At 37.3% G+C, this 12,575-nt stretch carries 3 protein-coding genes and 2 pseudogenes; all 5 read left to right on the top strand.

The window, feature by feature from the left end; all coding sequences use genetic code 11:
* Nucleotides 1-636: 636 nt before the first annotated feature.
* Nucleotides 637-774: pseudogene (locus PN470_RS22390) on the top strand (IS30 family transposase); the annotation flags it as partial.
* Nucleotides 775-793: 19 nt separating this feature from the next.
* Nucleotides 794-1,004 (top strand): annotated as a pseudogene (locus tag PN470_RS22200) (hypothetical protein).
* 277 nt (nucleotides 1,005-1,281) lie between these two features.
* Nucleotides 1,282-5,541 carry a non-ribosomal peptide synthetase gene (locus PN470_RS15865; protein WP_272104782.1) on the top strand — a complete coding sequence of 1,420 codons (4,260 nt, stop codon included), beginning with the start codon at nucleotides 1,282-1,284 and terminating at the stop codon, nucleotides 5,539-5,541.
* A 235-nt stretch (nucleotides 5,542-5,776) separates the two neighbouring features.
* Nucleotides 5,777-7,654 (top strand): FAD-dependent monooxygenase, encoded by a 1,878-nt coding sequence (locus tag PN470_RS15860; RefSeq protein WP_272104781.1) that lies wholly within the window; start codon nucleotides 5,777-5,779, stop codon nucleotides 7,652-7,654.
* 123 nt (nucleotides 7,655-7,777) lie between these two features.
* A complete protein-coding gene (locus PN470_RS15855; protein WP_272104780.1) occupies nucleotides 7,778-12,550 on the top strand; it encodes a non-ribosomal peptide synthetase in 4,773 nt (1,590 codons plus the stop codon).
* The last annotated feature ends 25 nt before the right edge of the window (nucleotides 12,551-12,575 follow it).

Raw genomic sequence — 12,575 nt, 5'->3', positions numbered from 1 at the left:
TAGCCATAGAGTCTAATACCTAAATAATAGATTAAACAGTTAGTAAGAAGCCACTCAAGTCTAAATTTGACTATTTTTGGCGTTTTTTTAGGCTACATTGCCCCAGATTAACCAAAGTTACCCCGATTATCTTGGATGCTAATCCTACTGATTCTAGCCTGACTGGAGGAAAAATCAATTTATTAAAAGGTTAAGAAATCAGTCCCGACAGATCAAGGTTAAATTAATCTTTCGGTGCAATTAGATTTGTTAAAGATCTAGACTTCCCCGTTGACAAAAGGCCATAACCTGTGCTGTGACAGGGATTAAGAGAATTTGTGCCGCTCGTTACTGGCTACAAATTAAGGAAACCCCTAATAAATATAACGCTTTCTGTTGCAGAGAAGTCGGTCGAGTTATCTTAGAAAAACGATAACTTCCCTCTCTAATTCTACATTTTACTATATTCAAGTAAATCGTCCTCAAGTCCTCCAATAGAGTCCGAGTAATATCTAGTTCCCAAGTAGAACCGGGGAACGCTCTCTTTAGGTTCTACCTGAATACTAATGCTATTTTAAGGCAGAGCTTTAGATATTGTGTTCCAAGAAGTTAATTTTGTCCTATTACTTATCAAATGATCTATCAAAACTAAGCTAAAGTAAAAGCAATCTAGTGGCAGAAAAACTTTTCCAAGAGATTCCCTCTGACAAAAGAAAAATCGACCCTTGTGACAAGGTCAAAGAATTTATTGGACATCAAGAGTTGAGTGAGAAACTAGGAGTAGATTTTTATTTTGGGTTCTTCGGTTTGTGTTATGCAATGGACGGGGGTTATAAGGGATGAAACCCTTATAGAAACAGACATTACCGCAATTTTTGTCAATTGTTTGCGATCTGGAGCGAACTAATCAATTAAATCTCTTGCCAGATAAAGATTTAGTCGATTTATGCCCCCCTATCGAACCATACCAAGTAAGGAAGAACCTTATTTTGCTACTCCTGATCATTCTTGGGAGAGGGGATTAAACGAGCCGACTAATGGACTAAGCTCAGACGGATCTAAATCCCTTATTCTTGGATTAGCCGAATCTCCCCCACCCCCCGGAAGTGGGAAAGTTGGGGGGAGTCTTGCCTCTTGCATAAGTACCTCATCTCAACAGGCAATTTAAATTACGAAAAGCTTAACAATCGTCCTCGAAAATATCTTGACTATCCTAGCCCGAATGAGATATGCTCTGATAGCTCAGACAGTGATGCAATTCAGGGTTGAATTGGCCTGTACACAGAATCGAGGATATTAGGTATGAGGACAGAACACAAAAATCCACAATTAAATTGTCAGAAATTAGCAGAAGTATTTTTATCAAATCCCTTAATTGAAGATTGCTATTTTATGGTACGGGAGGGGGAATTAGTCGCCTATATCGTTTCCTCTGGAGCTTGGAATTCTGAACAATTGTCCTCCGATTTACAGTCTCAGTTACCGGACAATCTTCTACCTAATATCTATGTGCAGATTTCCAGTTTACCCTTAACCGATAGCGGTGATGTCGATGAAACTGCATTAAAGAATATTGAAATTATCGATGATCATCAAGTTCAGGAAACAGAAGAAAAACTAGGCTCTTTGTCAGATGTCGATCAAGTCGCTGTCGTCATGACTTCTAAAAAGAACAAAATTTTACCCCTACATCTATCAGAATTATTGCCCTTAAAAATAGAGAAAAAAAATGATCATCAAAAATCTGAAACCCCGATTCATCTGGTGATTCACACTTCTAACACTCAAGCTGGAATCAGTCACGGACAGCTTTTAGAAGAATCTGAACTTCAAACTAAAACCTTGGCAGAAATCCTCCAAAAAGCTGCTGAAAATTATTCAAATAAAGGGATTATTTATATTCAATCTAATGGATCAGAAGTTTTTCAATCCTATCAACAATTATGGGAAGAAGCTCAACAAATACAAGCCGGATTACAAAAGCAGGGTTTACAAGCTCAAGATAAAGTAATTCTTCAGCTATCGGAAAACTATGATATCATTTCCGCATTTTGGGGGTGTCTTTTAGGAGGATTTATTCCTGTTATTATTTCAGTGCCACCCAGCTATAAAGATTTTAATAATGAAATTCATAAAATTTCTCAAGTTTGGCAGTTGTTAGATGAGCCTATTATTATCACCAATCAATCCCGTCAGCAAGAGATAAAACATTTAAAACAATGGTTGCCTAATCAAACCTTAAGATTGAGTTTTATTGAAGAATTAAAAACTTATTCTCCCCATCAGACTCATATTAGTCAACCGGATGATATTGCGTTCTTTAATCTAACATCAGGCAGTACAGGAATACCGAAATGTATCTCATTAACCCATAAAAATGTCATCTCTCGTGCGCGAGGAACAAACATCATTTGTGAACATCAAAACGACGATATTATTCTTAATTGGCTTCCTTTTGATCATATTGGAAGTATTTCAGACTGGAATATTCGCTGTGTCGAGTTAGGATGCCAAATGGTTTATGTTCAAACTGAATATATATTAGGTCGTCCTTTGAATTGGTTAGATTTAATTGCTCAATATCGAATTACCCATAGTTGGGCTCCTAATTTTGCTTATAATTTGATCAATGAAGCTTTAAAAAAAGAACCGGATCAAAATTGGAATTTAGATTGTGTCAAATTCTTTTTGGCAGCGGGTGAAGCCGTTTCTGGTCAAGCAGTTGGAGAATTTATTAACACCCTTCATCTTCAATATAATCTGAAAAAAACGGCGATGCGTCCTGCTTTTGGGATGGCAGAAATGGGGTCAGGAATTACCTATTATCAGCCGACAGAACAACAGCCATTACTCTTTCATACGGTTGATAAATCCTCCTTGAATTCTTCCTTAAAACGAGTCCATCCTGAACATCCCAATGGTGCAACCTTTACGGATTTAGGATTACCCATCCCAGGAATATCGATTAGAATTGTTAATGCTGATAATTCCCTATTACCAGAAGAAACCATTGGTCATTTACAAGTTAAAGGTCATGCAGTTTCACCCGGGTATTATAAAAACCCAGAAGCAAATCAAGACGCTTTCTTAAAAGATGGCTGGTTTAAGACAGGAGATTTAGCATTTATTAGTAACGGTCATTTAGTTATCACTGGAAGAAGTAAAGAAACCATTATTATTAATGGAGTTAATTATTATAGCCATGAAATTGAAACTGTAGTGGAAACTATTGAAGAAGTACAAGCGTCCTACACAGCCGCTTGTGCTGTTTATGATCCTAGGAATAGTACCGATCAATTAGCTTTATTTTTTAGTGCAGAAACCTTTGATCACCAGCATCTAGCGGAACTTCTGAAAAAGATTAGACGAAAAGTAATTAACAGTTTTGGCGTTAATCCTGAATATTTAATCCCCTTAAATAAAACTGAAATTCCTAAAACTTCCATTGGTAAAATTCAGCGATCGCAATTAACAAAACGGTTTGGAAATGGAGAATTTAATTCTATTTTAAAAGAAATAGATATTTTATTAGAAAACGATCAAACCATTCCTGATTGGTTTTACCAGAAAGTTTGGAAACCTCGATCTCCAGTTAACTTAAAACCCGAACTTTCCAAGTATTGTAGTTTAATTTTTCTGGATTGCTTGGGTTTAGGAGCATCTTTAGCAGAAAAAATTCAAGGGCAAAACTTACCCTGTATCACGGTTTTAGCAGCGGAAGAATTTTCTCAAATCAGTCAAAATTGCTATACCCTCAGACCCGGGACAGCCAATCATTATCAACAGTTAATGGCATCTTTATCCGAGCGAAAAATTATCCTTAGCAATATTATTCATCTGGGGACTTATCAAGACTATCAGGGAGAAATTTCAACAATTGAACAGTTAGAAAAAGCACTAGAAAAAGGAACCTATGATTTATTATTTCTAGTTCAAGCTTTAGCTAAAACTCATGATTTTAACTCAAAAATTCAATTGCTATTTGTTTCTAGTTATAGTCAATTGGTCATAGAAACCGATAAAATTGCCTATGAAAAATCTCCAGTTTTAGGACTGATCAAAACCCTAGCTCAAGAACTTCCTTGGTTAAATACTCGTCATGTTGATTTACCCCTGGATCAAACCGAAATTAATGTCAGTTATCTGCTGCAAGAACTATCGGTTTTATCCAAGGAAAGAGAAATTGCCTATCGCAACGGGAAACGTTTAATCGCAGGTTTGGAAAAAGTCAATTTACTTCAACACACCCAACAGGAATTACCCTTTAAATCAGGGGGAATTTATCTGATTACTGGAGGACTAGGGGGGATTGGCAGACAAATTGCTCAGTATTTGCTCAAAAATTATCAAGCTCGTTTACTGTTAATTGGAAAAACACCTTTACCAGAAAAACACCTTTGGAGTGAGTACCTCAAAACCGAAGATCAATTATCCTTAAAAATAAAAAGTCTCCAAGCTTTAGAAAACCTTGGGGGAGAAGTAATTTATCAAGCGGTAGATGTGGCTAATTTCCCTCAAGTTAAACAGACTGTAGAACAGGTAAAAAGACAATGGCAAGGAGAACTTAATGGGGTGATTCATCTGGCTGGAATTTACAAAGATTGTTTACTTCTGGACGAAAATCAAGAGGGTTTATCGACAATTCTTCGTCCTAAAGTAATAGGAACTTGGGTTTTAAATCAACTCCTCAAAGAATCTCAGGGAGTTTTTATTAGTTTTTCTTCCTTGGCTAGTTTTTTTGGAGGAGCGGCTTTGGGTTCCTATGCGGCGGCTAATAGTTTCCTTGAGTCTTTGAACAGCTATCAAAAATATAAGAATTTGTTCCCCAGTTATTGTTACAGTTGGACAACTTGGCAAGAAACTGGGATTAGCCAAGGTTATCAGATGCAATACATAACCCGATCTCAAGGGTATTATGATATGACAGTACGGCAAGGTTTAGACTCATTTCTAACCAGTTTATATCACAACCAAAGACAATTAATAATCGGTTTAGATGGGAGTAATAGCAAGATTAATCGTTTCACATCTAGGTCTGAAGGATGCCAAAAGTTAACGGCTTATTACACCCGTAAATCTACAGTTCAATCGGTCAATCTACCTAATCATGTTAGTCTAAAAGATCGATTTGGAACGTCCTATAAATGTCCCCTGGTGCTGCGGCAATCCCTCCCTATCAAGGATAATGGAGATATTGATAAGCGGCAATTACTCAAGGAACTCCAAGGCAAAGAAAATAACGAATTGATAGCACCCAGAACGGAAGCTGAACGTCAAGTTGCTAACATTTGGCAAAAGGTGTTAAATTTATCTCAAATTGGAATTCATGACAATTTCTTTGAACTAGGAGGACATTCTTTACTGGCGAGTCAAGTTATTTCTCGTTTACGGGATGTTTTCTCGGTAGAATTGTCTTTGCACAGTTTATTAGAATACCCCACCGTTGCCAGTTTAACTCAAACGATTGAGGTGCTTAATGTAGCCAAAAATAGTCACAGTCTATCCAAAAGTGGTAAAGTTATGACAACAGCCTCAGAAAATTATGAAGAAGGAGAATTATGAAAATAGCTTAACTAAAATTTAAGCTTTTCAGAGCCATTTTGGAAAAAATGTAAAAAATTGTATCCATCACTAAAATTTATCATCCAGAATGTGCTACAAGTAGCCAAACAGTCTTTTTGTGGAGTATGTAAGCGGTTGCTCCCATAGTAACTGACTTTAACAATAACCACCGACTCCCCGCCATTGATAATTTTTGTTTGGTCTATAGTATTTAGTCTTTGAGGGACTTAAATTTATGAAAACAGTTGAATTTTTATCGGATCTGAATCATTTAGGTGTGACAATTTGGATGGAAGGGGATAAGCTGCGCTATCGTTCTCCTCAAGGTGTTATGACTCCCGATTTACTCGAACAATTGAAAGAGCATAAAGAAGAACTCATCGTTTTATTGCGTGAACAAGCTGACAATTTTAGTTCGGAAACAGACTATGATGTGGCAATTTGTGGTGGTGGATTAGCGGGTTTAACCTTAGCGAGACAGTTAAAACTTAAACAACCTAATCTTTCCGTTGTTGTTCTTGATAAAATGGCTCGTCCTTTACCCGAAGCTGGTTTTAAAGTGGGGGAATCAACCGTTGAAGTTGGTGCTTTTTATTTAGCAAATACGCTGCAGTTAACCGATTATTTTAACAATCAACATTTATCTAAACTGGGATTACGTTATTTTTTCAAACCTCAAGAAACTGAATTTCATAAAAGACCTGAACTGGGATTATCAGAGTTTCATGATCCTAAATCTTATCAAATTGATCGGGGGAAATTAGAAAATGATTTACGCCAATTTAATATTGAAGCTGGAATTGATCTTAAGGAAAGTTGTTCAGTTCAAGACATCGAGTTTGCTGAAGGGCTACAGCAACAGCATAAAATTATTTATACTCAAGGTAGTGGAGCGAATCAAAAAACTCATTGTATTAAATCCCGATGGGTTGTCGATGCGATGGGTCGCCGTCGATTTATACAGAAGAAACTCGGTTTAGCGAAACCTAATCATAATAATTACAGTGCGGTTTGGTTCCGAGTTGAGTGTCGTTTTGATGTCAGCAATTTTGTGCCAGCCAGTGAAGAAAAATGGCATCGGCGTGTTCCTAATAACAACCGTTATTATTCTACAAATCATTTATGCGGTGAAGGATACTGGGTTTGGTTAATTCCTTTATCCACAGGTTATACCAGTATTGGCATTGTGACTCGTCAAGATATTCACCCGTTAAAAAATTATCATAACTATGAATTAGCCTTGCAGTGGTTAAGGGAAAATGAACCCGTTTTAGCGGCTCATTTAGAAGGTAAATCCCCTGAAGACTTTAGAAAGATGCCGAAATATAGTTACTCCTCCAAACAAGTCTTTTCCTTTGATCGTTGGACTTGTGTTGGTGAAGCCGGTTTATTTCCCGATCCTTTTTATTCCCCTGGTTCAGATAGTATTGGTTTTGGCAATTCTTTAACCACCCAAATGATTGAACTTGACCTTAAAGGTCAACTAACTCCCGAAAGAGTTGACGATGCCAATCACTTTTATTTAACCTATCACGATGGGTTAACCTTTAATATCCAAAATTACTACAACTGTATGGGAAATGGGATAGTGATGGCAACAAAAATGATCTGGGATACGTTAGCTGGATGGACATTTGGTTGCTTAATGATGTTTAATTCCATCTTCCTTGACCCGGAACTTAAGATGAAAGTTCAACAGATTAATGCAGAATTTTTCCCTCTTTCCTATCGAATACAACAACTATTCCGAGATTGGGCAAATCAATCCCTGGGTCGGGTTAGCTTTGAATTTATTGATTACTTAGCAATCCCCTTTGTGAATGAACTGCGAACCCGGAATTTACAATCTAATAAAACCGAAGCTGAAATCATAGAAGCTTATCGAGCCAGCTTAAAATTATTAGAAGAATTTGCTCAAGTCATTTTTCAAATTGCCTTAGAGGATACCAGTCCCGAACTGTTAACTAAAATTAACGAACACCCCTGGTTAAATGCTTGGGCAATTAGTTTGGATGCCAGTAAATGGGAGACTGATGGGCTGTTTTCTCCTAAGAACGAACCTCGTAATTTACACAGCATTAAAAAACAATATTTAGAGGCAATAAACCGATAAAAATAGACGAATCAAGTTGATTGGATTTCTAACAGTAGCTCAAGTTAGGGCTACTGAACCCAGCCAAACATCACCCCCATTCCAAAAATACCAGAACATTAATTAAGGAAAAGGATACTATTAATGAAAGTCGCAGAATTTTTATCTTACTTAAATAGTTTAGACATCAAGCTTTGGCTTGAGGAAGAAAAGTTAAAATATCAAGCTCCCCAAGGAGCAATGACACCAGAAATTAAGCAAGAAATCAGGACAAGAAAACCAGAAATTCTCACTTTTTTAAGAAGCGCAACAACACCGTCTAAACCCCTTGAATCGGTTATTGATCCCGTTGCCCGAACTGAAGAGTTACCTCTATCTTTTGCTCAACAGAGAATGTGGTTTCTCCATCAGATGGATCGGCAAAATCCAGCTTATAATGAAGCCCTAACCATCCGTTTAACGGGACGCTTAAACATTGATATTTTAGAGCAAACGATTAATGCTATTATTCAACGCCATGAGAGCTTACGGACAAGCTTTCCAATGGTTGAAGGAAAACCTATTCAAAAAATTGCTCCATCTCTGAAGATTAAATTATTAGTTGTTAATTTAAAAGATATCCCCCAAGAGCAAATTGACAAACAGATTATTAAAGAACTACAAAAACCCTTTGATTTAACTCAATCTCCCCTATTACGATGTACTCTGTTTGATCTGGGATATGAAAATTATATTTTAGTCAACGTCTTCCATCATATTATTATCGATGGTTGGTCAAAAAGCATTTTATTTAAAGAATTATCTAAATTTTATCAAGCACTTTTATCCAATTCAACCGTAGATTTACCCGAATTACCTATACAATATGCGGATTTTGCGGTATGGCAAAGACAATGGTTACAAGGTGAAATCTTAGAAAATCAGTTAAATTATTGGAAAAAACAATTAACGGGCGCTCCTCCTTTATTAGAACTTCCAACCGATAAACCCCGTCCAGCTACTGCCAATTTTCGAGGTCATAGTATCTCGTTTCAAATTAACTCAGAACTCACCGAAAAACTGAAACTTTTGAGCCAAAAGTCGGGGGTGACTTTATTTATGACCTTACTGGCTGCTTTAAACACTTTACTCTTCCGTTATAGTGGCCAAGATGATATTTTAATCGGGACACCCACCGCCAACCGAAACCGACAAGAAATTGAACCTTTGATTGGTTTTTTTGTCAATACTTTAGTGCTGCGGAATTCCCTAGAAGGAAATCCGACTTTTTCAGGATTATTACAGCAAGCTCGCAATGTTGTTTTAGAAGCTTATGCCAATCAAGATGTACCCTTTGAGCAAGTGGTTGATGGGTTAGAAATCGAACGAAGTTTAAGTTATAATCCCTTATTTCAGGTAATGTTTGCGCTGCAAAATGCCCCCCTCAATGCTTTAGAATTACCCAATTTAAAAGCTCAATATCTAGCCGTTGAAAACCAGAGAATTAAATTTGATCTCAGCTTAGTTTTAGAGGAAATCGAAACCGAAAAAGGAGCTTATTTAGAAGGTTTTTGGGAATATGATAGCGACCTATTTACCCCAGAAAGAATTACCCGCATGGTAGGTCATTTCCAAACTTTATTAAAGGGAATTGTAGCCAATCCTCAGCAAACCGTCGGGGAATTACCGTTACTGACTGAATCGGAAGAACAACAATTATTAGTAGAATGGAATCAAACTCAAACGTCTTATCCTGATCATTACTGTATTCATCAGTTATTTGAAGAACAGGTTGTTAAAACACCTGATGCTATAGCGGTCATCGATGGAGAAAAATCTTTGACCTATGAACAGTTAAATCAAAAAGCCAATCAACTCGCTTATTATTTGCAAAACTTAGGCGTTAAAACCGAGGACTTAGTAGGAATCTGTATCGAGCGTTCTGTTTTGATGATCATCGGACTTTTAGGCATTCTTAAAGCGGGTGCAGCTTATATTCCTTTAGATCCGAACTATCCATCAGAACGTCTAGCTTATATGTTAGAAGATTCTGCCGTATCGGTGTTATTAACTCAGGAAAACTTAGTTGACACTTTACCCAACTATTTAGGAACAATATTTTGTTTAGATCAGGATGGGAAAATTCTTGATCATCATCCGCAAGATAATCTCCTCCATCCGATGACATCTGAGAATTTAGCTTATGTCATTTATACTTCTGGTTCCACTGGAAAACCCAAGGGAGTTTTAATTCAACATCAAAGTTTATTAAACCTAGTTTCTTGGCATCAAAACGCCTTTGATATTACAACAATTGATCGAGTCACTCAATTAGCTGGAATTGCCTTTGATGCTTCAGTTTGGGAAATTTGGCCTTATTTAACAGCGGGGGCGTGTCTGGCGATTGTTCCCCCAGATTTGCTAACATCACCGAAACAACTGCAAGAGTGGTTAATTGCCAAAAAAATCACCGTTTCTTTCTTACCCACTCCTCTTGCAGAAACCCTAATTCCCCTAGATTGGTCTCCCAATTGTCCATTAAGATTAATGTTAACTGGAGGAGATAAACTCAATGATTTTCCCCCTACCTCCATTCCCTTTACATTAGTCAACAACTATGGTCCGACTGAAAATACTGTTGTTACAACATCTGTTAAAATAACCCCAGATTTATTAACCGAAAAAGCACCGCCTATTGGTCGTCCCATTAGCAATACTCAGGTCTATATTTTAGATCAATATCAACAACCTGTACCGATTGGAATTCCAGGAGAATTATACATTGGTGGTTCAGGATTAGCTAAAGGATATCTCAACCGTCCAGAGTTAACCGATTCTAAATTTATTGCCAATCCTTTTAGTCAAAAACTCAGTGATCGCCTTTACAAAACCGGTGATTTAGTTCGTTATGGAAACGACGGACAAATTGAATTTGTGGGTCGCATTGATCATCAAGTTAAGATTAGAGGTTTTAGAATTGAATTAGGGGAAATTGAAACCGTTCTCAATCAACATCCCCAAGTTAAAGAAGCGATTATTATTGCCAGAGAAGATCAACCCGGCGTTAAACGTTTATGTGCTTATGTGATTGCCTCTCAAAACTTAACTGTTTCTCAATTGCGTCTATTTTTGCAAGAAAAGTTACCTCAATATATGGTTCCTGCTTTCTTCGTTTTGTTAGACGCTTTTACCCTAACCGCTAATGGTAAAATTGATCGTTGCGCTCTCCCACAACCTACACTAGAATTAGAGGATGAAGCTGCCCTCAATCTCAGTCCAGGTACAGAAAAAGAACGCATTCTCGCTGCAATTTGGCAAAGGGTTTTAGGACTTAAAAATATTAGTATTAACGATAACTTTTTTGAGTTGGGAGGAGATTCTATCTTAGCCATTCAAATTATTGCTCAAGCTAATCAAGCGGGATTACAAATTACTCCTAAACAATTATTTAGTCATCAAACTATCGCTCAATTAGCCACCGTAGCGGAGCGAGTTTCGGTTAATCAAACCACACAGGATTTAGTCATCGGTCACGTCCCCTTAACTCCGATTCAAAAATGGTTTTTTGAACAAAACTGGCCCGAACGTCATCACTTTAATCAATCTATCTTGTTAGAGGTTCCCAATAATCTACAACCAGATTTATTAAAAAAAACTATTTCTAAATTACTCTATCACCATGATGCTTTGCGGTTACGGTTTGTTCATAAAGGGGAACAATGGCAACAAAATCACAGCGATGATTGCAATAATTTTGCTTTTGAAAAGGTGGATTTATCCCATCTATCTTGCGATGAACAATTAACCAAGATGGCAGAAATTTCCGAGGTTCAACAACGGGTACTCAACTTAGAGGAAGGTCCCTTAATGGCGGTGGTTTTCTTCGCCTTGGGTGAGAGTGGAAAAATGTTAATTGTAATTCATCATTTAGCAGTAGATGGAATTTCTTGGCGGATTATCCTCGAAGATTTCGTCACTATTTACCAGCAATTAGAAAACCACAAGCCCCTGCAACTTCCTCCTAAAACCAGTTCTTTTAAAACTTGGGCTGAGGAACTGCAAAACTATGCTAAAACCCCAGAGTTTTACGCTCAATTCAAGTATTGGCTAAACCGTGAGTTTCCCTCAATTTGTCCTCTTCCTTTAGACCGTCAAGGTGAAGCTCAGTCCAACATTGTTGCCCATGCAAAAACGGTCTCTTTCACCTTAACCGAAGAACAAACCCGCTTACTCTTACAGGAGGTTCCGCAAGCTTATAACACCCAAATTAATGATATTCTATTGACCGCTTTAGTCCAAGCTTTCGGTCATTGGACAGGAAATTATGGACTTTTGCTTGACATGGAGGGTCATGGAAGAGAGAATGTAATTGAATCCGTAAATTTATCTAGAACTGTGGGTTGGTTTACCAGTATTTTTCCCGTCTTTTTGACCTTAGAAAATCTTGACCATCCGGGTGAATGTCTCAAGTCCATTAAAGAGCAATTACGACAAATTCCGAATCGAGGGTTTGATTATGGAATTGGATATTATCTGAATTCAGATTTAACGATTCAATCCCCGTTAAAAAATTACCCTAAAGCTCAAGTCAGCTTTAATTATTTAGGTCAATTTACCAGCCATCAAATCGGCGAGATAGGCTGGAAATTATCTCAAGAATCCACTGGTTCCATTCATAGTCCTTTGGGACAACGTTCCCATTTAATTGCGATTCATGGAATTGTGGTTGATGGGCAACTTGATATGGAATGGCAATATAGTGAAAATTTTCATCATCAAACAACGATCAAAAATTTAGCCGCTGCCTATCGAGATTCTTTAGAAAGCCTGATTAACCATTGTTTATCGGTAGAAGGAGGCTATACTCCATCGGATTTTCCCGATGCGGATCTTAATCAGGCAGAATTAGATGAACTGCTTTCAGAACTTGATTTTTAACCTCAACTTAATGTTTAACCCTCCT

Source organism: Microcystis sp. CS-574 (assembly GCF_028329095.1).
Classification (GTDB): Bacteria; Cyanobacteriota; Cyanobacteriia; order Cyanobacteriales; family Microcystaceae; genus Microcystis; species Microcystis ichthyoblabe_A.
Note: the sequence above shows the minus strand (reverse complement) of the source record. Positions and strands in the feature narration are given on the sequence as shown.

Coding starts and splice junctions, on each gene's coding strand:
- PN470_RS15865 (WP_272104782.1), top strand. CDS start 1,282: ATGAGGACAGAACACAAAAATCCACAATTAAATTGTCAGAAATTAGCA.
- PN470_RS15860 (WP_272104781.1), top strand. CDS start 5,777: ATGAAAACAGTTGAATTTTTATCGGATCTGAATCATTTAGGTGTGACA.
- PN470_RS15855 (WP_272104780.1), top strand. CDS start 7,778: ATGAAAGTCGCAGAATTTTTATCTTACTTAAATAGTTTAGACATCAAG.